Origin of the sequence: Pseudomonas songnenensis (genome assembly GCF_003696315.1) — a bacterium.
Taxonomy (GTDB): Bacteria; Pseudomonadota; Gammaproteobacteria; order Pseudomonadales; family Pseudomonadaceae; genus Stutzerimonas; species Stutzerimonas songnenensis.
Genome location: NZ_RFFN01000003.1, coordinates 88,578 through 114,472 on the forward strand (window position 1 = coordinate 88,578; position 25,895 = coordinate 114,472).

The following is a 25,895-nucleotide window of genomic DNA, read 5'->3' on the forward strand; positions in this document are numbered from 1 at the left end:
CCGGTAAAGGTTTTCCATGCTGTTGCCCCGCGCTAGGCGCGCTCTTTCAAAGTCAGACTGCGCGGGCGCTCAAGCCACCCACCCTCTCCATCAGGAACGATTTCCACTACGTCCACCCCGGCTTCACTGATCTCGACTATCCGGCCGTGATTGCGCCCTAGATAGTCACCAATCTTCACGCGATGAACTCCATCACCACCCTTGATAAGCGCGTATCTGCCCCCCCCATTGGTCAGCGTACCGACCATGGTGAAGTTCTCGATATTGAAGCCTTCAAGGAACTGCTTAACGCGCGACTCATCAGGCTGGATATCCTTTGATCCTCTTTGTCGCTGCGCCAGATCAAGCTTTACTGGCGGCTGAAAGGGATGACGCAAAGCCGCCGCGCTATAGGTAAAGGCCTCGTAAGGTATAAATGCGGGGAGCGGTTCGATCGTGCCCTTTGGCTTAGCCCTTACCTCATCCATGTATTGCTGCAGATCGCTGAAGTCAGCATTCCCTACACAGCCCGAAAGCGCCGCCAGGCTTAAACCCAGCGCAATGAGTAGCGCGCCCCTCATTTCTGCAGCCCCTTGTCGTTATAGCGATAAGTCTTGGCAACGATACTCATGCGCAGCTTTGACGTAGCATCGTTCTTATCTGGCTTTATCTCGAAATCATGCAGCGTTACGATTCGAGGAAGGCTCGACACTCCGCTCACGAAAGTAGCCAAGTCGTGATAACCACCGACAACTTTAATATTAATTGGCAACTCGATATAAAACTGCTGAGCTACTTCCGGCTGGAGCTTGATTTCCTCGAACTCCAACCCGCTCCCCAAGCCCGTACGAGTAATGTCTTCCAACAACCCTGGGACTTCAGTATCGCTTGGTAACTGCCGAAGCAAAGCGCCGAACGAAGTCTCCATCTCAGCCATCTGTTCCTTATAAGCTTCCAAATTGGCCGCCTGGAATGCTTTAGTGGAGAATTGCTGCTTCAACGACACTTCCTGAGCCCGCTGCTGTTCCAACTGAAGCTGCATGTCCTGCAAATGAAAGTAATAACCCAAGGCAAGAACTGCAGCGAGCAAAAAAGCTCCTGCAATAAATTTAACCGGCCCCGGCCAAGAGCCGAGATTATTTAGGTCAAGATCCGCAAAGTCGACTTTACGAAGACTATCCAGCGACTCAGCTAAACTCATGGCTTCGCTCCTTCCGTAGAGACACCCGGCTGCGTCTGCTGCACCGTCAGCTGGAACACGTTCTCTTGATCCACAGCGCCAGCGGTGACTGCTTTAACTTCGTTCAGGTTAGGCGCCTGAAGCCAATCGGAACCGTCGAGATTTCTCATTAGATTTGAAACACGATTATTGGATTCAGCGGCGCCGACGATTGCAATGTTCTTGCCGGTCATCTTCAGCGACGTGAAGTAGACCCCGTCAGGCAGCGTTCTGACGAGCTGATCAAATACCCGCCCAATAATTGGCCGATTCCCCTGGAGGTCTTGGATAATCTTCATGCGCTCCAGAAGCTGTTGCCTGCGCTCTTTCAGCTCCTTGATCTCCTTTATCCGCGCATCAAGTACCGCAATTTCCTTTTTGACGAACTCGTTTCGCGCATTTTGGTGTTCTATAGCGCCTTGGAAATAGCGATCAGCAAGAAACACCAAGCCCGCTGCGACAACAAGCACACCGACGAGAGACGCGAGAAAGCGCTGCTTTCGCTCTTCTCGCAACTGTTCACGCCAAGGGAGTAAGTTGATCTGCGCCATCAGTCGAAGCTCCTCAGCGCCAAGCCACAGGCAATCATCAATGCCGGCGCATCACTAGCCAGCGCCCCCGCGTTGACCTTGCTACTCAAAGCCATATCGGCGAAGGGATTAGCCACTAAAGTGTGGGTACCGATCTTCTGCTGAATCATGTGATCGAGACCGGGGATGGATGCAGTACCACCCGCAAGCAGAATGCAATCGACATCATGGAATTGCCCGGCCGCGAAGAAGAATTGCAACGAGCGGGACACCTGCTGTACGACAGCCTCCTTGAACGGAAGAAGCACCTCGCTGTCATAGTCATCTGGAAGACCACCCTGCTTCTTGGCGAGGCCGGCCTCCTCCTGAGAGAGGCCGTAACGTCTCTGTATCTCCTCGGTCAGCTGCCGCCCACCAAAAAGCTGCTCGCGCGTGTAGATCGTGCGACCGTTGTGCAACACGCTTAGCGTCGTCATCGTCGCGCCGATATCCACAACTGCCACAGTCAACTCACCATGCCCTGAGCCCAACTGAGATGAGAGCAGGCCGTACGACCGCTCCAATGCATAAGCTTCGACGTCTACCACTTTTGCGGTGAGCCCAGCCAACGCTAGCGCAGCCTCTCGAATCTCGACGTTTTCTTTACGACAGGCAGCCAACAGCACCTCGACTCTGCCCGGAGCACGAGGAGCAGGCCCTTGAACTTCGAAGTCGATCGCAACTTCTTCAAGCGGGTATGGAATGTACTGGTCGGCTTCAATCTTAAGCTGATTTTCCAGCTCTTCGTCGGACAGCCCAGCATCCATCTCGATCATCTTGGTGATGACCGCAGACCCCGAAACAGCCACAACGGCCGACTTGCATCCCGTTTTGGACTTGGCGACCACGCGCTGCAAAGCCTGACCAACACCCTCGAGTTCGGCGATGTTCTTTTCGACCACGGCATTCGGCGGAAGCGGCTCGACGGCATAGGCCTCAACACGGTACCGATTACCCGATCGACTTAATTCGAGGAGCTTGACTGAGGTCGAACTGATATCGATCCCAAGCAGCGTGTTCGCTTTCTTAGTGAAGAGCCCTAGCACGACCGATTTCCTATCTTTATCCGCAACTTACGGATTAATTATGTTTATCCACATTAGATAACAGCCTTGACAGAAGCGCAAATGGCTACCCGGCAAAAAAAACGCATATAATGTGAACGGTTTTCCCTTTCAGCATCGCCGCCGCTCCTCCCCTCAAAATCCTGGATTCCAAGAACCCCGATGCGTTTTTTGAAATTTCTTCTCTGGTCGTGCTTCGCAGTTTTTTGCGCCCTGCTGCTCAGCATCAGCGGTGCTTTTCTCTACCTCAGCCCAAACCTTCCTTCGGTCGACTCACTTCGCAGCATACAGCTACAGATTCCACTGCGCGTCTACAGCGCTGATGAAAAGCTGATCGCAGAGTTCGGCGAGATGCGACGCTCGCCGATTCGTTTCGAAGACATTCCCCCAGAGTTCATCCAGGCGTTGCTCGCCGCAGAGGATGACAATTTCGCTAATCATTATGGCGTCGACATAACCGGCCTGATGCGCGCTGCCACGCAATTATTGAAAAGCGGGCAGATTCAGACCGGTGGCAGCACCATCACGATGCAGGTAGCAAAGAACTACTTCCTCACCAGTGAACGAAGCTTTTCACGCAAGATCAACGAGATCCTCCTGGCACTGCAAATCGAGCGCGAACTCAGCAAAAACGAGATTCTCGAGCTGTACGTCAACAAGATCTACTTGGGTAATCGGGCCTACGGTATCGAGGCGGCGTCCCAGGTCTACTACGGCAAACCCATTTCCGAACTGAGCGTGGCGCAGCTCGCGATGATTGCGGGCCTCCCCAAGGCACCCTCCGCATTCAACCCGGTGGTCAACCCGGCCCGCAGCAAAGAGCGGCGCGACTGGATCCTGGGGCGCATGTTCAGATTGGGCTCACTGGATGATTCTAGTTATCGGCAGGCGTTGGCTGAACCTGAGACCGCTCGATACCACGGCGCCGCGCCCGAACTGGATGCGTCGTATATAGCCGAAATGGCCCGCGCAGAGATGGTCGGACGCTTCGGCAGCGCTGCATACACGGACGGATTCAGGGTGCAGACCACTGTTTCGAGCGAGCGCCAGGTAGCTGCAAACAACGCACTCAACAGCGGACTCATCGAGTACGACCAGCGCCATGGTTATCGCGGACCAGAGGCTCGCCTTGCCGATGTGCCGCGCGATAACTGGGCGCAAGAACTCGCCAAGTACCGAGGCCTATCCGGCCTGCAGCCGGCCGTTGTGACGCAGGTCGACGCTGGCGGCATCCTTGCCCTAACCCGGGACGGTAAAGAGCAAGCGGTGAGCTGGGACAGCATGAAGTGGGCCCGCCCTTATCTCGGGATCAACAGCATGGGGCCCAGACCGCAGCGCCCGGCAGACGTGGTCAAGGTAGGCGATGTCATACGCATTCGCTGGCAGGATGAGGCAGCCCTGTTCAGCCAGGTGCCGCAGGCACAGGCAGCTCTGGTTTCCCTCGATCCACAAGATGGTTCGATCGAAGCCTTGGCGGGCGGTTTCTCTTTTGGTCAGAGCAATTACAACCGCGCCATTCAGGCCAAGCGCCAGCCCGGCTCTAGCTTCAAGCCCTTCATATATAGCGCGGCACTGGATGCGGGCTACACCGCCGCGAGCCTGGTCAACGACTCCCCCATCGTCTTCGTCGAGCAGGGCATGGATCGTATCTGGCGCCCGAAGAACGATAACAACACTTTCCTCGGTCCAATCAGGATGCGGGAGGCACTTTACAAATCGAGGAACCTGGTTTCGATCCGTCTGCTGCAGACAATGGGCATCGACCATACGGTCGATTACATCAGCCGCTTCGGCTTCAATCCGCAGGACCTGCCGCGCAACCTTTCGCTAGCCCTGGGAACTGCGACCCTGACGCCGATGGAGATAGCCACCGGCTGGACGACCTTCGCCAATGGCGGCTACAAGATCGAGCCGTACCTGATCCAACGCATCGAAGACCGCGAGGGTAATCTGGTATTCGAGGCCAACCCGGCAAGAGTCCCACCACACGATGACCAGCCTGCGGATGCGGACGCCGCCACCTTTGCTGCGCCGGCTAGCGGAGTGCTCGACACAGACGAGCCGACGGACGCCGGACCGCGCTTTGCCGAGCAAGTGCTGGATGAGCGCACCGCCTACATCATGACCAGCATGCTGCAGGACGTTATCAAGCGAGGCACGGGCCGGCGCGCGCTGGCGATGGGCCGAAATGACATTGCTGGCAAAACCGGCACCACCAACGACTCGATAGACAGCTGGTTCTCCGGCTATAACGCCGACATCGTCACCACGGTGTGGGCTGGCTTCGATCAGCCGCAGAGCCTCGGTCGCAACGAGTACGGCGGCACGGTGGCACTGCCGATCTGGATGAACTATATGAGCGCGGTGCTCAAGGACATGCCCGAGCATCCACCGGCGGAGCCGAACGGACTGCTCAAGCTGCGTATCGACCCGATTAGTGGCCGAGCGGCCACGCCGGGCACACCCGATGCCTACTTCGAGGTGTTCAAAAGCGAAGACTCGCCGCCACCGATGGGCGAGTTCGATCCGGGGTATCAGGCACCCGGCAGCCCGCTGCCCGCCGACGAAGCGGCGCCGCTCGATCTGTTCTGATCGCCCACCCATTTATTCAGCCCATAAAAAACCCCGCCAAGGCGGGGTTTTTATTCAACTCAACGCTGGTCAGCCGTTGAACACGTCCTGTACCGACTGCAGCGGGTAGTGCGACGGATAAGGCAGGGTTGCAACGCCACTCTCAATCGCCGCCTTCGCCACGGCATCAGACACCAGCGTGATCAGGCGCGGATCCATGGGCTTCGGGATGATGTACTGGCGGCCGAACTCCAGGCTGTCTACCCCATAAGCGGCGGCCACCTCAGCCGGCACCGGCAGCTTGGCAAGATCGCGCAACGCGATGGCGGCAGCGATTTTCATCTCCTCGTTGATGCGCTTGGCGCGAACGTCCAGGGCGCCACGGAAGATGAACGGAAAGCCGAGTACGTTGTTGACCTGGTTCGGATAGTCAGAACGACCGGTGGCCATGATCACGTCGGAACGCGTCGCATGCGCCAGCTCGGGACTGATCTCCGGATCAGGATTGGAACAGGCGAAAACAACCGGGTTGGCCGCCATGCGCTTGAGCCCCTCAGGGCTCAGCAGGTTGGCACCGGACAGGCCGACGAAAACGTCGGCGCCTTCGAGGGCATCATCCAGGGTGCGCTTGTCGGTTTCGTGAGCGAACACAGCCTTGTACTGATTCAGATCGTCACGGCCGGCGTGAATCACGCCCTTCCGGTCGATCATGAAGATGTTTTCGATCTTCGCACCCATGCTGACCAGCAGCTTCATGCACGAAGTTGCAGCTGCACCAGCGCCGAGGCAGACGATCTTCGCCTGCTCCAGTGTCTTGCCGGCAATTTCCAGTGCGTTGAGCATGCCTGCCGCGGTAACGATGGCAGTGCCATGCTGGTCATCGTGAAACACCGGAATGTCGCACTGCTCGATCAGCGCACGCTCGATCTCAAAGCACTCGGGCGCCTTGATGTCCTCGAGATTGATGCCGCCGAAAGTGATGGAGATACGCTTGACCGTATCGATGAAAGCCTGAGGGCTTTCGGCATCCACTTCGATGTCGAAGACGTCGACACCGGCGAATCGCTTGAACAGCACGCCTTTGCCTTCCATCACCGGCTTGGATGCCAGTGGACCGAGGTTGCCCAGGCCGAGAATAGCGGTGCCATCGGAGATAACCGCCACCAGGTTGCCTTTGCCGGTGTAACGGTAAGCCAGCTCCGCATCACGCGCGATTTCACGTACCGGCTCGGCGACACCCGGGCTGTACGCCAGAGACAAATCACGAGCGGTAGCGGTGGGCTTGGTCAGCTCGACGCTCAGTTTTCCCGGACGGGGTTGGGCATGGTATTCGAGCGCGGCAGTTTTCAGGTCAGTCATGTGGCATTTCCGCTTATTTTACTGGGACAGACAGGCGGTCGAGCATACGCCAAGAACAAGCGCAGTCACAAGCCAGTCGGCAAGCTGGCTGTCAAGCCCGCGCCAATACGACTTTCCGGGTAGACGCGCAGCGCGACCAGCAGACAAAAGAAGAGTCTCAGCGAAACCGGCCAAGCATGGCCGGATGCGTGATCCGCAGCATCCAGCGAGCCTGGCCAGCCGCGACCCGCCCACGGCGATCGACCACCCAACCCCTTGGCTCGAGCCGCTTCCCGATGAGCGCATCCAGCGTGCGAAGATCGAACGCATCGAATGCCTGCGCAGGTATATGCACCACCAGTGGACCGTCCATCTCCAGCCAGTAACCGCTGCGATTGCGCTCTACCCGCGCCACCTTGGCGTCGATCAACGTGAAGCCACCCTGCCTGAGTGACTGCGGGGAGCGCGGCGTCTGCTTGCGCCAGACACCCAGACGCTCATGACGCCCATGCTGCTCCGCCCGCTGATGGCAGGCCACCAGCGCGGTGTTCGGCGCAAGCGCGACCATGAACCCAAGCCCCTCGGCAAGCAGCGACGCCTCGAGATTGATGCCGTTGGCGTCATAGGCGTGAGCCAGGACGCGCCCGTAGCGATCCTTACGCTCCCGCCCCACGACCAGCCCGACCCGGCCATCACTGGCATTCACCAATGCCTGCAGCCTTCGCTGTGCCGCTACAGCGTACGGCTCCGCCCTGCGCCCGTCACGCCCCAGCTCGGGCGTATTGATGCCGATCAGCCGGACGCTGCGGCCATCGGCCAGGCGCAGCGTGTCGCCATCGATCACTCGCGCCACGTCCACCAGCGGCAGACGCCCCGGGGGCGGGCAGAAGAACGCCAGTGTTGACACGTGCCAGAAGACGGAAACGAAAAAGGCGCCCACCAGGGACGCCTTTTTCATGTGCTCGGAAAATCCCATCGGATTCCCGGTACGCCAGATTACTTGGCGCCGAACACACCGAAACGCTGCTTGAAGCGATCGATACGGCCGCCGGTATCCAGAACCTTCTGCTTGCCGGTGTAGAACGGGTGGCACTCGGAGCACACGTCGAGGCTCAGGTTCTTGCCCAGCGTGGAACGGGTCTTGATGACGTTGCCACAGCTGCAGGTGGCCTCGATTTCTACGTAATTCGGATGGATATCGGCTTTCATGATGAAACCTCTAGGATTGTGTGCCGCCACCCGACCCTATGTCGAGTACCGCACGAAGTAGGGCGCGAATCATACCAGAGCGCTAGGGTGATGCAAGCGCAGGCGACCAGCGCAACGCCCGGCCGAAGAGGTGCTTCGCCTCGGCGGCAAACGGTACGATCGTTTACCATCTGCGCTCATTGCCAAGGAACACCGCTTGCCTTCCAGCATCCTCCGCCTGGCGTTACCCTCGCCCTTGCGCCGTCTGTTCGATTATCTGCCGCCGGCAGGCGTGTCGCGCGCCGCCCTGCAACCAGGCGTGCGCTTGCGCGTGCCCTTCGGGCGACGCGAGGTGGTCGGCATTCTGGTCGAGCTGAGCGACCAAAGCGAAGTGCCGGTGGAAAAGCTCAAGCCGGCGCTGGAATTGCTGGATGCCAAGCCACCGCTGCCCGCGCCACTGTTCAAGCTTTGCCTGTGGACCGCGCAGTACTACCAGCACAGCCTGGGCGACACCCTCAGCTGGGCACTGCCAGCCCTGCTGCGCCAGGGCGAGCCGGCCGAGGCGCGCCAGGAGCGCTACTGGCGCCTGGCCGAAGGCGCCAGCCCGGACGATCCACGCCTGGCCCGCGCACCTCGACAGCGCGAAGCCCTGAAAACCATCGCCCAGCATGCTCACGGCGTGCCGCATGCACTGCTCAGCAAACTGCAGCTGAACAAGGACAGCCTCGATCTGCTGCTGGAGAAGGGGCTGGTGCATATCGAATCACGCCGCAGCAAGCCGTCCCGCGGGCACAGTGGCAGCTGGCTGCTGCAGGCCGAACTCACCCTGAACACGCAGCAGCGCGCGGCCTTCGAAGCCGTGAGTGCCGGCCTCGGAGGATTTCAGGCGTTCCTGCTGGCCGGCGTAACTGGCAGTGGCAAGACCGAGGTTTATCTGCAACTGATTCATCGCGTACTGGAAGCCGGCAAGCAGGCCCTGGTGCTGATCCCGGAGATCAACCTTGGGCCACAGACACTTGCCCGCTTCGAGCAGCGCTTCAATGCCCGGATCGCGCTGCTGCACTCCAACGTCAATGATCGTGACCGACTCGATGCCTGGCTTGCCGCCCGCGACGGCGAAGCGGACATCATCATCGGTACCCGCTCGGCGCTGTTCACGCCGATGAAGAATCCGGGACTGATCATCATCGACGAGGAGCACGACGCCTCCTACAAGCAGCAAGAGGGCCTGCGCTATCACGCCCGCGATCTGGCCCTGCTGCGCGCACGCCAGGAAAACCTGCCGATCGTGCTCGGCTCCGCCACACCGTCGCTGGAGAGTCTGCACAACGCCCACAGTGGGCGCTATGCGCTACTCAAACTTACCCAACGTGCCGGCAATGCCCAGTCCCCGCGCTTCTTGCGCCTGGACGTGAAGAGCCGCCCACTGGATGCCGGCATTTCCGGTCCGCTGCAACAGGCCATCGGCCAAACCCTTGCTGCCGGGCAGCAGGTACTGATCTACCTCAACCGACGCGGTTTCGCCCCCACCCTGCTCTGTCATGACTGCGGCTGGCTCAGCCAATGCCCACGCTGCGATGCGCGGATGACCCTGCATCAACGCCACAACGAACTGCGCTGCCACCACTGCGGGCACGTCGAGCGCCCACCGCGCAACTGCCCGGACTGCGGCAAGGTCGACTTGCGCCCGGTAGGGGCCGGGACCGAGCGCGCCGAGGAGCGCCTGGGCATTCTGTTCCCCGACTACCCGGTGTTGCGCATCGACCGCGACAGCACCGCGCGCAAGGGCGCGATGGAACAGATGATTGGCACCATCAACCGCGGCGAACCCTGCCTGCTGGTCGGCACGCAGATGCTCGCCAAGGGGCACCATTTCCCCCGCGTCACGCTGGTGGCGATACTCGACGCAGACGGTGGACTGTTCTCCGCCGACTTCCGCGCCAGCGAACGCATGGCCCAACTCATCGTCCAGGTCGCCGGGCGCGCCGGGCGGGCAGAAGAACCTGGCAAGGTCATCATCCAGACGCATCTGGCCGATCATCCGCTGTTGGTCCAGCTGACCGAGCAAGGCTATTTCGCCTTCGCCGAGCAGGCGCTTTCCGAACGCCGCGCCGCCGGCCTGCCGCCGTTCAGCCACCTGGCGCTACTACGCGCCGAAGCGCAGAAACCGGGCCAGGCCGAAGCCTTTCTCGACGACGCCTGCAGCCTCGCCGAACAGCTGCTCGACCAGCTGCAGCTCAACGGCATCGAACTGCTCGGGCCGGTTCCCGCCCCAATGGAGCGGCGCGCCGGACGCTATCGGGCCCAGTTGCTGCTTCAAGGCAACGCCAGGGCGACGCTGCACCGCCTGATGGGCGTCTGGACCCCCATGCTCGAACAACTGCCCGGTAGCCGAGCGGTACGCTGGAGCCTGGATGTCGACCCGATCGACCTGTTCTGATCGCCCCGCATTGACGGCACTTTTCCCGGCTTGGGTGCTACGCACCTTGAAGCCACACCCATCGCACCCCGATAATGCCGGGTTTTCGCGCACTCTTGCGGACCGAGCCGACCATGAAAGACAGCATTCGCCACCTGATCCAGCAAGCCCTTGTTCGTCTTACCAGCGAAGGCGTGCTGCCCGAAGGCCTGACACCTGCTATTCAGGTGGAAAACACCAAGGACAAGAGTCACGGTGATTTCGCCAGCAACATCGCCCTGATGCTGGCCAAGCCGGCCGGCCTGAAGCCGCGCGACCTGGCCGAGAAGCTGATCGCCGCACTGCCGCAGGATGCACAGGTCAGCAAGGTGGAAATCGCCGGACCGGGCTTTCTGAACTTCTTCCAGAACAGCGACGCCCTGGCCGAGCGCCTCGAAACCGCCCTGGCCGACCCACAGCTGGCCGTGCGCAAGGCAAGCGCTACGCAACGCGTGGTGGTTGACCTGTCCTCGCCGAACCTGGCCAAGGAGATGCACGTCGGGCATTTGCGCTCGACCATCATTGGTGACGCGGTGGGCCGTGTTCTGGAGTTTCTCGGCGATGAGGTGATCCGGCAGAACCACGTCGGCGACTGGGGCACCCAGTTCGGCATGCTGCTGGCCTATCTCGAGGAGAAGCCGGCCGCCGCCGAGAGCGAGCTGGCCGACCTCGAGCAGTTCTACCGCGCCGCCAAGCAGCGCTTCGACGAGTCGCCCGAGTTCGCCGATCGTGCCCGTGAGCTGGTGGTCAAGCTGCAGGCGGGCGATGCCCAGTGCCTGAGTCTCTGGACGCGCTTCAACGATATCTCGCTGTCGCACTGCCAGAAGATCTATGACCGCCTCAACGTCAAGCTGACGCCGGCTGACGTCAAGGGCGAAAGCGCCTACAACGCCGACCTGGCCGACATCGTCGAGGCCCTGCGCGAAAAAGGCCTGCTCACCGAGGACAATGGCGCCCAGTGCGTCTTCCTCGATGAATTCAAGAACGCCGAAGGCAACCCGCTGCCGGTGATCGTGCAGAAGGCCGGTGGCGGCTATCTCTATGCCACCACCGACCTGGCCGCCATGCGCTATCGCAGCCAGCAGCTGCACGCCGACCGCGCGCTGTATTTCGTCGATCAGCGCCAGGCGCTGCACTTCCAGATGGCCTTCGAAGTGGCCCGCCGCGCGGGCTTCGTCCATGAAGGCATGCAGCTGGAACACATGGGCTTCGGCACCATGAACGGCGCCGACGGCCGCCCGTTCAAGACCCGCGATGGCGGCACGGTCAAGCTGATCGATCTGCTCGACGAAGCCGAGCAGCGCGCCTATGCCCTGGTCAAGGGCAAGAACCCCGAGCTCGACGAGACGGACCTGCGCCAGATCGCCCGGGCGGTGGGCATCAGCGCGGTCAAGTACGCCGACCTGTCCAAGCATCGCACCAGCGATTACCGCTTCAACTTCGAGCTGATGCTCAGCTTCGAAGGCAACACCGCACCCTACCTTCTTTATGCCTACACCCGTGTGGCCAGTGTTTTCCGCAAGCTGGGCAAGGGCATCGACGAAACCACCGGGCACATTCGCCTGGAAGCCGAGCAGGAGCTCGCCCTGGCCGCCAAGCTTGCGCAGTTCGGCGAGGTGCTCAACAGCGTCGGCGAGAAAGGGGAACCGCACCTGCTGTGCGCTTACCTGTACGATCTGGCCGGTCTGTTCTCCAACTTCTATGAGCACTGTCCGATTCTCAGTGCCGAACAGGAAGAACAGAAGCAAAGCCGGCTGCGCCTGGCCGCCCTGACCGGCAAGACCCTCAAGCAGGGCCTGGAACTTCTCGGCCTGGAAACTCTGGAGCGCATGTAAGTGGCTGCAAGGAAGAAAGCCGCGCCCAAGCGGGGCGCCAGTCGCTATCAGGCGCCAGCGAAACAAGCCGTGCCAGGCTGGATCTGGCTGGTCTGCGGCCTGGTGATTGGCGGCTTCATCGTGTTCCTGATGAGCCTCGAGCCGGGCGGCGAAGAAGTCAAACGCGCCAAGGAAGCCCCCAAGACCGCGATCAAGGAACAGCCCAAGCGCACGCCGACCAGCGAGCAGCCAGCCAAGCCGAAGTATGACTTCTATACCCTGCTGCCCGAGTCCGAAGTGATCCTGCCGCCGGAGGCCAAGCAGCCCGAGCCGCCGACTGCGCCGGTCACACCGGAAGAAGCGGCGAAGATTGAAGAAGCCCGCGCCCAGGCCGCCCTCAATGGTCAGGTGCCACCGCCACCACCCACCGTGGCCAAGGCACCGGTGACCCAGTTCTTCCTGCAGGCCGGCTCCTTCCGCCAGCAGGCCGAGGCCGATCGCGTTCGCGCGCAGATCATCCTGCTCGGCCAGGATGTACGCGTGGAGAGCGTCAAGGTGCGCGACGAGCCCTGGTATCGGGTGCTGGTCGGACCGTTCAGCAGCCGCGAGCAGCTGAATGCCGCGCAGAAGACGCTGGCTGCAAGCGGTTACAAGAACCTTCTGCTACAGCAGCGCCAGGCGCGCTGAGCGCACTAAACGAAAACGCCGGGCTTTCGACCCGGCGTTTTTCGTTCTGGCGAAGCGAATCAGCTTTCCCGCGGCGCGTAGGCAAACACATCCGCGCGCATCTGATGAGGATCCATCCCCGCCTCCACCAGTGCATCGAGCGTGCCGTAGACCATCGACGGCGAGCCGCTGGCATAGACGCGCAGCGGTTTGAGATCGCTGAAATCCTCGCGAATCGCCTCGTGCAGCATGCCGCAGCGCCCTTCCCAGCCACAGACATCACTGACCACCCGGTGCAGATGCAGATTGCTCATGCCCTGCCACTCTTCCCAGTGCGGCAGCTGGTAGAAATCCTCCGGCCGCCTCACGCCCCAGTAAAGATGTACCGGATGCGCGAAGCCCGCGGCGCGGCAGTATTCGATCAGGCTGTGCATCTGCGCCATGCCGGTGCCGGCGGCGACCAAGACCAGCGGGCCATCCGGCAGCTCGGCCAGGTGCGTATCGCCAAAGGGCATCTGGATTCGGGCGAAGCCCTGGCGGCGCAGGAACGCCAGCAGCTCGATGGCGGACTCCTCGCGAGCCAGCACGTGCAGCTCGAGCTCCCGACCGCTCCCAGGCGCCGAGGCGAGGGAAAACGCCGACCACTCGCCATCCTCCCGCTGCAGCAGCAGGTACTGGCCGGCGTGATAGCGCGGTTGCCGGCCAGCGGGCAGGCGCAGGCGCACACGCACCACATCGCCACCGACCTCTTCATAACTACTCAGCTGACAGCTCAGCTCACGCACCGGCAGCTCGCCTGGTGCCAGCACGCCATCCCAGAGCAGCACACAGTCTTCCAGCGGTTCGGCCAGGCAGGCCAACAGCTCGCCATGATCCCGAATCTCGCCGGACTGGCGCACGCTCCCCTCGACCAGCAGCGAGGCGCAGATATGGCAGTTGCCATTGCGGCAGCTCTGCGGGCATTCGTAGCCCAGACGCCTGGCGGCATCGAGAAATCGTTCGCCGGGCCGTACATCGAGCACGGCGCCGGATGGCTGCAAGGTAACTTTCATGTGCACGTCTTATCAGTGAACGGGAGGACCCGCCAAGGCTTCGGGCGAGCTCGGGCTCGCCTCTTCGGTTATGTCAGTCGATACCCAGCTGCGACCAGAGTTCATCGACCCGCTGCTTCACCGCCGGATCCTGAACGATGGCCCGCCCCCATTCGCGGTTGGTCTCGCCTGGCCATTTGTGGGTGGCATCCAGCCCCATCTTCGAGCCCAACCCGGAGATCGGCGAGGCGAAATCCAGGTAGTCGATCGGTGTATTGTCGATCATCACCGTGTCGCGTTTGGGGTCCATGCGTGTGGTGATGGCCCAGATCACGTCGTTCCAGTCGCGAGCATTGATGTCGTCGTCGGTGACGATGACGAACTTGGTGTACATGAACTGACGCAGGAAGCTCCATACGCCCAGCATGACCCGCTTGGCGTGACCGGGGTACTGCTTCTTCATGGTCACCACCGCCATGCGGTAGGAACAGCCTTCAGGCGGCAGGTAGAAGTCGACGATCTCCGGGAACTGCTTCTGCAGAATCGGCACGAACACCTCGTTCAGCGCCACACCAAGAATCGCCGGCTCATCTGGCGGCCGCCCGGTGTAGGTGCTGTGGTAGATCGGATTTCTGCGCTGCGTGATGCGCTCGACGGTGAATACCGGGAAACGATCTACTTCGTTGTAGTAGCCGGTGTGATCGCCGTAGGGGCCTTCGTCGGCCATCTCGCCTGGGTGGATATGCCCTTCCAGGACGATCTCGGCATAGGCCGGCACCTGCAGATCGGAGCCGATCGCCTTGACCAGCTCGGTGCGCGAGCCGCGCAGCAGGCCGGCGAAGGCATATTCGGAGAGCGAATCGGGAACAGGCGTGACCGCGCCGAGAATGGTCGCCGGATCGGCACCCAGCGCCACTGCCACCGGGTAGGGTCGATCAGGGTACTTCTCGCACCATTCGCGGAAATCCAGCGCTCCGCCGCGGTGGCTCAACCAGCGCATGATGACCTTGTTGCGGCCGATCACCTGCTGACGGTAGATGCCGAGGTTCTGCCGCTCCTTGTTCGGCCCCTTGGTGATGGTCAGCCCCCAGGTGATCAGCGGCGCAGCGTCGCCCGGCCAGCAGTGCTGCACCGGAATCTTCGTCAGGTCGACGTCGTCGCCCTCGATGATCACCTCATGACAAGGCGCATCCTTGAGCACCTTGGGCGCCATGCTGATGACCTTCTTGTAGATCGGCAGCTTGTTCCAGGCGTCCTTCAGCCCCTTGGGTGGCTCCGGCTCCTTGAGGAACGCCAGCAGCTTGCCAATCTCGCGCAGCTCGGAGACATCCTCGGCGCCCATGCCCAGGGCGACCCGTTGCGGCGTGCCGAACAGGTTGCCGAGCACCGGCATGTCGAAACCGGCCGGGTTCTCGAACAGCAGCGCCGGGCCCTGCTTGCGCAGGGTGCGGTCGCAGATCTCGGTCATTTCCAGAACGGGAGAGACGGCAGTGGTGATGCGCTTGAGCTCGCCACGTTTTTCCAGGCCGCTGATAAAGTCGCGCAGATCGCGATACTGCATGCTTGAGCCTCGCATGGGCCGGCAGGGTCGGGGCGCAAAGTTTAGCCCCAGCGCGGGATTTTCCAAAACCTGCAGACAGACGAAGGCCGGGTTTCCCCGGCCTTGTGGGTAACGACGAGTCGCTTACTTGCGCTTCATGGACATGAAGAATTCGTCGTTGGTCTTGGTGTCCTTGAGCTTGTCGAGCAGGAACTCGATGGCCGCGCTTTCATCCATCGGGTGCAGCAGCTTGCGCAGAATCCAGATGCGCTGCAGCTCTTCTTCGCTGGTCAGCAACTCTTCGCGGCGGGTACCCGAGCGATTGATGTTGATGGCCGGGAACACGCGCTTCTCGGCAATGCGGCGATCGAGCTGAAGCTCCAGGTTACCGGTGCCCTTGAATTCCTCGTAGATCACCTCGTCCATCTTCGAGCCGGTTTCCACCAGCGCAGTGGCGAGAATGGTCAGCGAACCGCCTTCCTCGATATTGCGCGCGGCACCGAAGAAGCGCTTGGGTTTTTCCAGCGCATGGGCGTCGACACCACCGGTCAGCACCTTGCCGGAGCTCGGGATCACCGTGTTGTAGGCACGCGCCAGACGGGTGATGGAGTCGAGCAGGATGACCACATCCTTCTTGTGCTCGACCAGGCGCTTGGCCTTCTCGATCACCATTTCGGCAACCTGCACGTGCCGGGTCGGCGGTTCGTCGAAGGTTGAGGCAACCACTTCGCCGCGCACGGTGCGCTGCATTTCGGTCACTTCTTCCGGGCGCTCGTCGATCAGCAGAACGATCAGGTGGCACTCGGGATTGTTACGGGTGATGTTGCTGGCAATGTTCTGCAGCATGATCGTCTTGCCCGCCTTCGGCGGCGCGACGATGAGACCGCGCTGGCCCTTGCCGATCGGTGCACAGAGGTCGATCACACGACCAGTGAGGTCTTCGGTGGAGCCGTTGCCGGCTTCCATCTTCAGGCGCTCGTTGGCGAACAGCGGGGTCAGGTTTTCGAAGAGGATCTTGTTCTTCGCGTTCTCCGGCCGATCGTAGTTGATCGAGTCGACCTTGAGCAGGGCGAAGTAACGCTCGCCTTCCTTGGGCGGGCGAATCTTGCCGATGATGGTGTCACCGGTACGCAGATTGAAGCGACGAATCTGGCTGGGCGAGACGTAGATGTCGTCCGGGCCGGCCAGATAGGAAGAATCCGCGGAGCGCAGGAAGCCGAAACCGTCCTGGAGAATCTCCAGCACGCCATCACCGGAAATTTCCTCGCCGCTTTTCGCGTGCTTCTTCAGCAGGGAGAAAATCACGTCCTGCTTGCGCGAACGGGCCATGTTGTCGATGCCCATCTGTTCGGCCATTTCCAGCAGTTCGGTGATGGGCTTTTGCTTGAGTTCAGTCAGATTCATAGAGAGAGTCAGGAAGGATGTAGAAAGCGATTAGCTTGAGAAGCCGCGCAGCAAGAGACGAACAGGTTCGTTGTGCTTTATGAGGCTGAAGTGCGTCGGCGACGGCGTGCAGAGGGCGACGGAAGAATGCGTCGCGAGGCCGAATTTAGCACCGTGCAGACGAAGCGTCCACCCTGCCGATAAAAAAAGCCCCCGCTTGTGCGGGGGCTTTGGAAGAGAACGTCGGCGAACTCAGATGTTGCTGTCGAGGAAGGCTGCCAGCTGCGACTTGGACAATGCGCCCACCTTGGTGGCTTCGACGTTGCCGTTCTTGAACAGCATCAGCGTCGGAATGCCACGCACGCCATACTTTGGCGGCGTTTCCTGGTTCTCGTCGATGTTGAGCTTGCAGACCTTCAGACGGCCTTCGTATTCCTTGGCGATCTCGTCGAGTACCGGCGCGATCATCTTGCAGGGGCCACACCATTCAGCCCAGTAGTCGACCAGTACGGGACCGTCGGCCTGGAGGACGTCCTGCTCGAAACTGCTGTCGCTGACATTGTTGATGTAGTCGCTCATGGATTTTCTCCAGGGTCGGAACGGAAAGGTCGCCATCATAGCCCTACTGTGAACGGATCGAAAGCAGCAGACCCGCCAGCAGGCGACGAGCGCCCGCCCGCAGCAGGCCGCTGCTGCGATGACTGCGTTGGCGGATGGGGACGATCGTGTCAGGATGTCGGGGTTTTGCATCGAGACCGCCCAATGCGCCAGAACACCGCCGATACCTTCCCCATGATCGCCGCCCTGGATCTGGGCTCGAACAGCTTTCATATGGTGCTCGCCCGCACCGCCAACGGCGAAATGCGCATCCTCGAACGGCTCGGCGAGAAGGTCCAGCTGGCCGCGGGCATCGACGAGAACCGCCTGCTCGACGAGGCCGCCATGCAGCGCGGATTGGACTGTCTGCGGCGCTTCGCGCAGATGGTCAACCACCTGCCGCAGGGCGCCGTGCGCATCGTCGGCACCAACGCCCTGCGCGAGGCGCGCAATCGTGCCACCTTCATCCGCCGGGCCGAAGAGATCATCGATCATCAGGTGGAAGTCATTTCCGGCCGCGAAGAAGCACGCCTGATCTACCTCGGCGTGTCGCACACCATCCCCGCCAGCCAGGGCCGCCGTCTGGTCGCTGACATCGGCGGCGGAAGCACCGAATTCATCATCGGCGAAGGCTTCGAGTCGCAGCTGCGCGAAAGCCTGCAGATGGGCTGCGTGAGCTATACCCAGCGCTTCTTCCGCGACGGCAAGATCACCCCGGCGCGCTACGCCCAAGCCTACACGGCGGCGCGCGTCGAGCTGATGGGCATCGAGCACGGCCTGCGCCGGCTCGGCTGGCAGGAATCCATTGGAGCATCCGGCACCATTCGCGCCGTCGGTCTGGCGATCAAGAGCGGTGGCTTCGGCAACGGCGAAGTCAATCTCGAAGGTCTGGGCTGGCTCAAGCGCAAGCTGTTCAAGCTCGGCGATGTGGAAAAGATCGATATCGACGGCATCAAGCCGGATCGCCGCGGGGTGTTTCCGGCGGGTCTGGCGATTCTCGAGGCGATTTTCGATGCCCTCGAGATCAGCAGCATGACCCACTCCGAAGGCGCGCTGCGTGAAGGCGTGCTCTACGACCTGCTGGGCCGCCATCACGACGAGGACATCCGCGACCGCTCGCTGAGCTTTCTCATGGAGCGCTACCACGTCGACATGGAGCAGGCCGCACGGGTCGAGGCCAAGGCGCTGGAGGCCTTCGACCAGGTGGCCGAATCCTGGAACCTCGATCAGGACTGGCATCGTGAGTTGCTCGCCTGGGCTGCCCGGGTACACGAAGTTGGGCTGGACATCGCTCACTATCATTATCACAAGCATGGCGCCTATCTGATCGAACACTCCGACCTGCCGGGCTTCTCTCGTCAGGATCAGTTGATGCTGGCGCTGCTGGTACGCGGCCACCGGCGCAATATTCCGCAGGACAAGTTCGGTGAGACCGGGGCCGACGCCGATGCCCTGGTTCGCCTGTGCATCCTGCTGCGCTTTGCGATTCTGTTTCACCACATCCGCGGCGCCAATGCCGTCTCCGATGTGCAACTGAAGGCCGACGAGCGCAGCCTGGAGCTGATCTTCCCGACCGACTGGCTGAACGCCAACCCGCTGACCCGCGCCGACTTCGAGGCCGAAGCCGCCTGGCTCGCACGGGTGGGTTACGAACTGCGCATGAAATGAAACAAGGGCCCGCAGGGGCCCTTGTTCATTCAGCTAACCGCCAGCCAGTCGCGGACTCAACGCGTCCCGACCTGCGGTCCGGTGAGACGCTCGAGCAAGGTGCTCTGCACGTTGCGCGCGTTCTGGTTGCCGGTCGGGCTGTTGCGCACGTAGCTGCCGTCCGGCTGCAGGATCCAGCTCTGGGTGTTGTCGCTGAGGAAGCCCTCCAGCTCCTTCTTCACCCGCGTCACCAGCTTCTTGCCCTCGACCGGGAAGCAGGTTTCCACCCGCCGATCGAGATTGCGCTCCATCCAGTCGGCGCTGGAGAGATAGAGCTTCTCGTCGCCATCGTTCTGGAAGTAGAAAACCCGGCTGTGCTCGAGGAAGCGGCCGATGATCGAGCGCACGTGAATGTTGTGCGAGACCCCGGCGATGCCGGGGCGCAGGCAGCACATGCCGCGCACGATAAGGTCCACACGCACGCCGGTCTGGCTGGCCTTGTACAGCGCCTTGATCATCTTCGGATCAGTCAGTGCATTGATCTTCAGGATGATGTGCGCCGGCCGGCCCTCGGCCGCATGCTGGGTTTCCTGGGCGATCAGGTCGAGCAGCGTCTTCTTCAGCGTGAAGGGCGCGTGCAGCAGCTTCTTCATGCGCATGGTCTTGCCCATGCCGATCAGCTGGCTGAACAGCTTGGAGACGTCCTCGCAGAGCGCGTCGTCCGAGGTCAGCAGGCTGTAGTCGGTGTACAGCCGCGCGTTGGCCGCGTGGTAGTTGCCGGTGCCCAGGTGCGCGTAACGGCAGAGTTCGCCGTTCTCGCGACGCAGGATCAGCATCATCTTGGCGTGGGTCTTGTAGCCGACCACGCCATAGATCACCACCGCGCCGGCCTGCTGCAGGCGGCTGGCCAGCTGCAGGTTGGACTCCTCGTCGAAGCGGGCGCGCAGTTCGATCACCGCGGTGACCTCCTTGCCGCTGCGCGCCGCGTCCACCAGCGCATCGACGATCTCCGAATTGGCGCCGGAGCGGTACAGCGTCTGTTTGATCGCCAGCACGCAGGGATCCTTGGCCGCCTCGCGCAGCAGGTCGACCACCGGCGTGAACGACTCGAACGGGTGCAGCAGCAGGATGTCCTGCTTGTTGATCACGCTGAAGATCTTGTCGCTGTTCTGCAGCAGCTTCGGAATCGACGGGGTGAACGGGCTGTATTGCAGCTCCGGATGGCTGTCCAGACCGGTGATGCTGAACAGTCGGGTCAGGTTGACCGGACCATTGACCCGGTACATCTCGCTCTCGCCGAGGCTGAACTGCTTGAGCAGGAAGTCGGCAAGATGCTGCGGACAGGTGTCGGCCACCTCGAGACGCACGGCGTCGCCGTAACGCCGCGAGATCAGCTCGCCACGCAGCGCGCGGGCCAGGTCCTCGACGTCCTCGGTGTCCACCGAGAGGTCGGCGTTACGGGTGAGGCGGAACTGGTAGCAGCCCTTGACCCGCATGCCATGGAACAGATCGTCGGCGTGGGCGTGGATCATCGACGAGAGGAAGACGAAATTGTCGCCCGGACCACCGACCGACTCCGGCACACGAATCACCCGCGGCAGCAGCCGTGGCGCCGGAATGATCGCCAGACCGGAATCGCGGCCGAACGCATCGACGCCCTCCAGCTCGACGATGAAGTTCAGGCTCTTGTTCACCAGCAGCGGGAACGGGTGGGTCGGGTCCAGCCCGATGGGCGTGACGATCGGTGCGATCTCGTCGCGAAAATAGCGGCGCACCCAGGTCTTGAGCTTGGCCGTCCAGTGCCGGCGGCGGATGAAGCGGATCTGGTGTTCGGCGAGCGCCGGCAACAGCACGTCGTTGAGGATCGCATACTGGCGGTCGACCTGCTCATGCACCAGCTCGGAAATGCGCGCCAGCGCCTGATGCGGCTGCAGACCGTCGGCGCCGGCCTGCTCGCGGGCGAAGGTGACGCGCTTCTTCAACCCGGCGACGCGAATCTCGAAGAATTCGTCGAGATTGCTGGAAAAGATCAGCAGGAACTTCAGCCGTTCCAGCAGCGGATAGGACTCGTCCAGCGCCTGTTCCAGCACGCGGATGTTGAACTGCAGCTGGGAAAGCTCGCGGTGAATGTACAGCGCGCTGTCATCCAGATTGGTCACCGGTGCGACCGGCGCCTCCTCGACGACTTCCGGCGGCGCGGAAGGCACCGCCACCGCTTCCGGCTCGACCACCTCCAGCACCTCGCTGACGACGGCGTCCTGCAGTTCCTTTTCGCTGAGTCCCTGGTTGATCATCGCTTTGCCTCGAAAGGGCTCACTGGCCCCGTTTTAATTGTTGTGCCGCCTGTTTGGCGAAGTAGGTGAGGATGCCATCGGCCCCGGCGCGCTTGAAGCCGACCAAAGACTCAAGGATGACGGCCTCGCTCAGCCAGCCGTTCTGGATGGCGGCCATGTGCATGGCGTACTCGCCACTGACCTGATAGACGAAGGTCGGCGCCTTGAAGGCCTCCTTCACCCGCCAGACGATATCCAGGTACGGCAGGCCGGGCTTGACCATCACCATGTCGGCGCCCTCTGCCAGGTCGGCGCCCACCTCGTGCAGCGCCTCGTCGCCGTTGGCCGGGTCCATCTGGTAGGTGTTCTTGTTGCTCTTGCCGAGGTTCGCCGCCGAACCGACCGCATCGCGGAACGGGCCGTAGTAGGCACTGGCGTACTTGGCCGAATAGGCCATGATGCGCACGTTGTGGTGCTCGGCCACTTCCAGCGCCTCGCGGATCGCCTGAATGCGGCCGTCCATCATGTCCGACGGCGCGACCACCTGAGCACCGGCCTCGGCATGGGAAAGCGCCTGCTTGACCAGCGCATCGACGGTGACGTCGTTCTGTACGTAGCCGTTGTCGTCGAGGATGCCGTCCTGGCCGTGAGTGGTGAACGGATCGAGCGCGACGTCGGTGATGATGCCCAGCTCAGGGAAACGCGCACGCAGCGCACGGGTGGCGCGCTGGGCAATGCCGTCCGGATTCCAGGCTTCGGCGGCATCCAGGGATTTCTTCTCCAGCGGCGTCACCGGGAACAGCGCCAGCGCCGGAATGCCCAGCGCCACCAGCTCCTCGGCCTCCTCGAGCAGCAGGTCGATGGACAGCCGCTCCACGCCGGGCATCGACGGCACGGCTTCGCGACGGTTTTCGCCATCGAGCACGAACACCGGCAGGATCAGGTCATCGACCGTCAGCACGTTCTCGCGCACCAGGCGGCGGGAAAAATCATCGCGACGGTTGCGACGCAGGCGAGTAGCAGGGAACAACCGGCTGGCAGGAACGAAACTCACGACGGACTCCTGGCCCGCAAAACGGGCGAATGTGACGTTTATAGGCCTGGCGCATGACGAAATGATGACAACGGCACGCCGCCGGGCCTGCGAAATCACCCCATTGTCGCCAGCCATGCCGGTGACTGCCAGTCCTTTGATCAAGCGCAAACCGGCGTGCCAGACCTGTGGCAATGAACACCGACAGCTCCGACGCATCCAAGAAACATGCGGGGCTTACCTGAAGCCGTCTCAGGCATTAGCATCGAACGCATCCGCAGCGCCCATCGCAGGGCCGTTGAACTTGACCAGGAGTATCGCTATGAACAAGAAAGTCGCCGTGATCCTATCCGGCTGTGGCGTCTACGACGGCTCGGAGATCTATGAGAGCGTCATCACGCTGCTGCGCCTGGACCAGCGAGGCGTCAAGGTGCAGTGCTTCGCACCGAACATCCCGCAGATGCACGTGATCAATCACCTGACCGGCGACGAGATGCCGGAATCGCGCAATGTGTTGACCGAATCGGCCCGCCTGGCCCGTGGCGAGATCAAGGACCTGCGCGAAGCCCGCGCCGAGGATTTCGACGCCTTGATCATCCCGGGCGGCTTTGGCGCCGCGAAGAACCTGTCGACCTTTGCCACCGAAGGCGTTGCCAGCAAGGCGCTGCCGGAAGTGATCGCACTGGCCCAGGCCTTCGCCGAAGCGCGCAAGCCGATCGGCATGATGTGCATCGCACCGACCATGGCCGCGCAGATTTTCGGGGCTGGCGTGGTCTGCACCCTGGGCAGCGACGACGCCGATGCGGCCAAGGCGGTCGGCCAGATGGGCGCCGAGCATCAGGCCTGCGAAGTCAGCGATATCGTCGTGGACGACAAGCACCGACTGGTCACCACCCCGGCATACATGCTGGCGCAGTCCATCAGTGAGGCCGCGTCGGGCATCTACAAGCTGGTCGACCGCGTTCTGGAAATGACCACCGAGAGCTGACCTGCTCCACAGTGCTGATAAGAATCCCGGGCCAGCCCGGGATTTTTTTTGCGCGAAAGCCGCCAAAGCCGCGGCTGCTCATGCCGCTGCCCTGTTCAGCGGAGGCGGGGTCGGGCAGCTTGGTCGCTCAGCCACAGGAACGCCGATCATGAATCAAGACGATGAACTGCTCGCCGAGCAGGCCCAGGCAGTACGCCAGATGTTCGAGCGCATCCCGTTCAATCAGGCACTGGGCATCGAACTCGACGAAATCTCCACTACCCGGGTGATGATGCACCTGCCGATGAAGCCCGAGCTGGTCGGCAATTTCGTCCACGGCATTCTTCACGGCGGGGTCATCGCCTCGCTGCTGGACGTCGCGGGCGGGGCCATGGCGATGCTCGGCGCCTTCGACAAGCATCGTCACCTGACAACACAGGAGCGTGCCGCGCGGCTTTCCCGGCTGGGCACCATCGACCTGCGCATCGATTACCTGCGCCCGGGCCGCGGCACGCGCTTCAGTGCCAGCGCCATGTTGCTGCGCTCGGGCAACAAGGTCGCGGTGGTGCGTTCGGAGCTGCACAACGAAACCGGTGTGCTGGTAGCCGTAGGCACCGGGACCTACCTGTGCGGCTGATCGCTTAGCGGCTTCTCGACAGCTGCGTCAGCAAGCGATCCAGTGCATTGGCGAAGGCCTGCCGGTCGCGCTCGCTGTATGCCGCCTGGCCGCCACCTACCTGCCCCTGCTCGCGCAGATCGGTGAACAGATTGCGCACTGCCAGGCGCTCCCCCATGTTGCGCTCGTCGAACTCGCGCCCGCGCGGGTCCAGCGCCGCGACGCCGTTCTTCACCAGCCGATCGGCCAGGGGGACGTCGCTGCAGATCACCAGATCGCCGGGCTCGGCATGCTCGACCAGGTAGTCGTCGGCCGCATCCGGCCCGCTCGGCACCACGATCAGCCGCACGCAGGCGAACGCCGGCTTGATCTGGCTCTGCCCGGCGACCAGCAGCACCTCGAACTTGCGCTTGAGGGCGAACTTGATCACCTGATCCTTCGCCGCACGTGGACAGGCATCGGCGTCGATCCAGACGCGCATCGAAGTCGGCTCGCTCATACGACCGCGCGCCGAACCGTTGCCAGCAGCGCTGCCGCGCCGGCAAATGCCGCGGCAAAACTGCGATTGATCAGGCGCTGCTGACGCGGCGTGCGCAATAACCGCAGCACTTTCGCCGCCAGCCCGGTGTAGCCGGCCATGACGATCAGATCGACCACCACCATGGTTGCAGCCATCTCGCTGTACTGCAGCAGCAGCGGCCGCTGCGGGTCGAGGAACTGCGGCAGCACCGCAAGGATGAAGACGATCGCCTTGGGGTTGCTGGCGTTGACCACGAACCCACGGAGAACCAGGCTCAGCGGTCTGCCAATGGGGCGCGGCGCGGCGGAGTCGTCCAGTGCTTGCGGCTGCGCCTGCCATTGCTTCCAGGCCAGCCACAGCAGATAGCCGACGCCGAACCACTTGATCAGGCCGAACGCCAGCTCCGAGGTCGCCAGCACGGCGCCGACACCGGCAGCAACCACCGCGATCTGCAGCACCAGTGCCAGCTGCAGCCCGATGGCGTTCCAGTAGCCACGCCAGAAGCCGTACTGCAGGCCGCAGGACATCGATGCGATGGCACCGGCGCCCGGCGACAGGCTGATCACCCAACAGGCGACGAAGAAAGCGAGCCAGGTTTCCAGTGACATTTGAATTTCTCCGTTCAGGCGATTGCGCCGCGCCCGGCGCTTCGATTCAGTCCGGCAAGCCCTTGCCCAGCTTCACCGGTTCCTTGAGCTTGCGCTTCATGGCCTTGCGCATGCGAATGTTCAGCGCCTCGACGCCCAGCGAGAATGCCATGGCGAAGTAGACGTAACCCTTCGGCACATGCACATCGAAGGCTTCGGCGATCAGCAGCGTACCGACCACGATGAGGAAGGACAGCGCGAGTATCTTCAGCGTCGGGTGCTTGTCGATGAAGTCACTGATGGTGCCGGCAGCCAGCATCATCACCAACACGGCGATGACGATCGCGGCAACCATCACCGGGACGTTCTGCACAAGGCCTACCGCCGTGATCACCGAGTCGAGCGAGAAGATGATGTCGATCACCGCGATCTGCAGAATGATGCCCATGAAGCCGGCCTTCACCGCGCCGCCGCCGGCTGCGCCCTGCTCTTCCTCGCCCTCGACGCTGTGCCAGATTTCCAGGGTGCTCTTGAACAACAGGAACAGGCCGCCGAAGAACAGGATCAGGTCGCGTCCGGAAACGCCCTCGCCCAATACGGTGAACAGATCATTGGTAAGACGCATCACCCAGGCGATGGAAAGCAGCAGCAGGATTCGCGTGCCCATCGCCAGCGACAAGCCGAAGAAGCGCGCCTTGGGCTGCTGTTCCTTGGGTAGCCGGCTGACCAGAATCGAGATGAAGATGATGTTGTCGATGCCGAGGACGATTTCCAGGGCGGTCAGGGTCAGAAAAGCGACCCAGATTTCAGGGTTGCTGAGCCATTCCATGAGGAC

The 25,895-nt window shown here is 62.0% G+C and carries 23 protein-coding genes; 7 read left to right on the forward strand and 16 right to left on the reverse strand.

Annotated elements, in window-relative coordinates; translation table 11 throughout:
• Positions 1-32: 32 nt before the first annotated feature.
• Genes pilP through EA798_RS09090 form a run of 4 tightly spaced genes read right to left on the reverse strand, consistent with a single transcriptional unit; the run spans position 33 to position 2,813 of the window.
• Positions 33-560: a type 4a pilus biogenesis lipoprotein PilP gene (gene pilP, locus EA798_RS09075; RefSeq protein WP_122098742.1), complete on the reverse strand. Its 528-nt coding sequence runs from the start codon at positions 558-560 to the stop codon at positions 33-35.
• Complete coding sequence (gene pilO, locus EA798_RS09080) at positions 557-1,180, reverse strand: type 4a pilus biogenesis protein PilO (RefSeq protein WP_122098743.1); 624 nt, start codon at positions 1,178-1,180, stop codon at positions 557-559. Before pilO ends, pilP begins: the two co-directional genes overlap by 4 nt.
• Positions 1,177-1,749: a type 4a pilus biogenesis protein PilN gene (gene pilN / locus EA798_RS09085; protein ID WP_106155997.1), complete on the reverse strand. Its 573-nt coding sequence runs from the start codon at positions 1,747-1,749 to the stop codon at positions 1,177-1,179. Before pilN ends, pilO begins: the two co-directional genes overlap by 4 nt.
• Entirely contained in the window at positions 1,749-2,813 is a 1,065-nt protein-coding gene (locus EA798_RS09090; protein WP_122098744.1) for a pilus assembly protein PilM, read from the reverse strand. The genes pilN and EA798_RS09090 overlap by 1 nt, the downstream gene beginning before the upstream one ends.
• 180 nt (positions 2,814-2,993) lie before the next feature.
• Here EA798_RS09090 and EA798_RS09095 point away from each other — a divergent pair, with 180 nt between their 5' ends.
• Positions 2,994-5,423, forward strand: a complete 2,430-nt coding sequence (locus EA798_RS09095) for a penicillin-binding protein 1A (RefSeq protein WP_122098745.1) — start codon at positions 2,994-2,996, stop codon at positions 5,421-5,423.
• Positions 5,424-5,492: 69 nt separating this feature from the next.
• On the opposite strand, the gene EA798_RS09100 is transcribed toward EA798_RS09095, so the two are convergent.
• The 3 genes from EA798_RS09100 to rpmE form a co-directional block, all read right to left on the reverse strand.
• Positions 5,493-6,761, reverse strand: coding sequence for a malic enzyme-like NAD(P)-binding protein (locus EA798_RS09100; RefSeq protein ID WP_122098746.1), 1,269 nt, complete (start codon positions 6,759-6,761; stop codon positions 5,493-5,495).
• 157 nt (positions 6,762-6,918) lie between these two features.
• Positions 6,919-7,716, reverse strand: a complete 798-nt coding sequence (locus tag EA798_RS09105) for a thermonuclease family protein (RefSeq protein ID WP_122098747.1) — start codon at positions 7,714-7,716, stop codon at positions 6,919-6,921.
• Between the two features lie 20 nt (positions 7,717-7,736).
• Complete coding sequence (gene rpmE / locus EA798_RS09110) at positions 7,737-7,949, reverse strand: 50S ribosomal protein L31 (RefSeq protein ID WP_014821726.1); 213 nt, start codon at positions 7,947-7,949, stop codon at positions 7,737-7,739.
• A 196-nt stretch (positions 7,950-8,145) separates the two neighbouring features.
• Between rpmE and EA798_RS09115 the strand changes: the two genes are divergently transcribed.
• From EA798_RS09115 to EA798_RS09125, 3 genes are all read left to right on the forward strand, one after another.
• On the forward strand, positions 8,146-10,368 hold the full coding sequence (locus EA798_RS09115) for a primosomal protein N' (RefSeq protein WP_122098748.1): 2,223 nt from the start codon (positions 8,146-8,148) through the stop codon (positions 10,366-10,368).
• A 113-nt stretch (positions 10,369-10,481) separates the two neighbouring features.
• Complete coding sequence (argS, locus tag EA798_RS09120; RefSeq protein WP_122098749.1) at positions 10,482-12,221, forward strand: arginine--tRNA ligase; 1,740 nt, start codon at positions 10,482-10,484, stop codon at positions 12,219-12,221.
• Complete coding sequence (locus EA798_RS09125) at positions 12,222-12,887, forward strand: SPOR domain-containing protein (RefSeq protein ID WP_106156004.1); 666 nt, start codon at positions 12,222-12,224, stop codon at positions 12,885-12,887.
• 59 nt (positions 12,888-12,946) lie between these two features.
• Here EA798_RS09125 and EA798_RS09130 read toward each other — a convergent pair whose 3' ends face one another.
• The 4 genes from EA798_RS09130 to trxA all read right to left on the reverse strand — a co-directional run bounded on the left by EA798_RS09130 (position 12,947) and on the right by trxA (position 17,399).
• Positions 12,947-13,918 carry a CDP-6-deoxy-delta-3,4-glucoseen reductase gene (locus tag EA798_RS09130; protein WP_106156005.1) on the reverse strand — a complete coding sequence of 324 codons (972 nt, stop codon included), beginning with the start codon at positions 13,916-13,918 and terminating at the stop codon, positions 12,947-12,949.
• 73 nt (positions 13,919-13,991) lie between these two features.
• Positions 13,992-15,458: a 4-hydroxy-3-polyprenylbenzoate decarboxylase gene (ubiD, locus tag EA798_RS09135; RefSeq protein ID WP_122098750.1), complete on the reverse strand. Its 1,467-nt coding sequence runs from the start codon at positions 15,456-15,458 to the stop codon at positions 13,992-13,994.
• Between the two features lie 123 nt (positions 15,459-15,581).
• On the reverse strand, positions 15,582-16,841 hold the full coding sequence (rho, locus tag EA798_RS09140) for a transcription termination factor Rho (RefSeq protein ID WP_014821732.1): 1,260 nt from the start codon (positions 16,839-16,841) through the stop codon (positions 15,582-15,584).
• Between the two features lie 231 nt (positions 16,842-17,072).
• Positions 17,073-17,399, reverse strand: coding sequence for a thioredoxin TrxA (gene trxA, locus EA798_RS09145; protein WP_015278393.1), 327 nt, complete (start codon positions 17,397-17,399; stop codon positions 17,073-17,075).
• A 183-nt stretch (positions 17,400-17,582) separates the two neighbouring features.
• Between trxA and ppx the strand changes: the two genes are divergently transcribed.
• Complete coding sequence (gene ppx, locus EA798_RS09150) at positions 17,583-19,085, forward strand: exopolyphosphatase (protein ID WP_106156007.1); 1,503 nt, start codon at positions 17,583-17,585, stop codon at positions 19,083-19,085.
• Between the two features lie 56 nt (positions 19,086-19,141).
• Here the strand turns inward: ppx and ppk1 are convergent, their stop codons facing one another.
• Entirely contained in the window at positions 19,142-21,358 is a 2,217-nt protein-coding gene (gene ppk1 / locus EA798_RS09155) for a polyphosphate kinase 1 (RefSeq protein WP_106156008.1), read from the reverse strand.
• Between the two features lie 19 nt (positions 21,359-21,377).
• On the reverse strand, positions 21,378-22,391 hold the full coding sequence (hemB, locus tag EA798_RS09160; protein WP_122098751.1) for a porphobilinogen synthase: 1,014 nt from the start codon (positions 22,389-22,391) through the stop codon (positions 21,378-21,380).
• 301 nt (positions 22,392-22,692) lie between these two features.
• On the opposite strand from hemB, the gene elbB reads away from it, so the two are divergent.
• Together elbB and EA798_RS09170 are read left to right on the forward strand one after the other, a co-directional pair.
• Positions 22,693-23,358 carry an isoprenoid biosynthesis glyoxalase ElbB gene (gene elbB / locus EA798_RS09165; protein WP_106156010.1) on the forward strand — a complete coding sequence of 222 codons (666 nt, stop codon included), beginning with the start codon at positions 22,693-22,695 and terminating at the stop codon, positions 23,356-23,358.
• Between the two features lie 148 nt (positions 23,359-23,506).
• Positions 23,507-23,974, forward strand: a complete 468-nt coding sequence (locus EA798_RS09170) for a thioesterase family protein (RefSeq protein WP_106156011.1) — start codon at positions 23,507-23,509, stop codon at positions 23,972-23,974.
• Between the two features lie 4 nt (positions 23,975-23,978).
• On the opposite strand, the gene EA798_RS09175 is transcribed toward EA798_RS09170, so the two are convergent.
• From EA798_RS09175 to EA798_RS09185, 3 genes are read right to left on the reverse strand one after another with little or no spacing between them, the layout of a single operon-like run.
• Entirely contained in the window at positions 23,979-24,434 is a 456-nt protein-coding gene (locus tag EA798_RS09175) for a YaiI/YqxD family protein (RefSeq protein ID WP_122099117.1), read from the reverse strand.
• Positions 24,435-24,448: 14 nt separating this feature from the next.
• Positions 24,449-25,081, reverse strand: coding sequence for a LysE family transporter (locus tag EA798_RS09180; protein ID WP_102826252.1), 633 nt, complete (start codon positions 25,079-25,081; stop codon positions 24,449-24,451).
• 46 nt (positions 25,082-25,127) lie between these two features.
• Positions 25,128-25,889, reverse strand: a complete 762-nt coding sequence (locus tag EA798_RS09185; protein WP_106156012.1) for a TerC family protein — start codon at positions 25,887-25,889, stop codon at positions 25,128-25,130.
• Between the last annotated feature and the right edge of the window lie 6 nt (positions 25,890-25,895).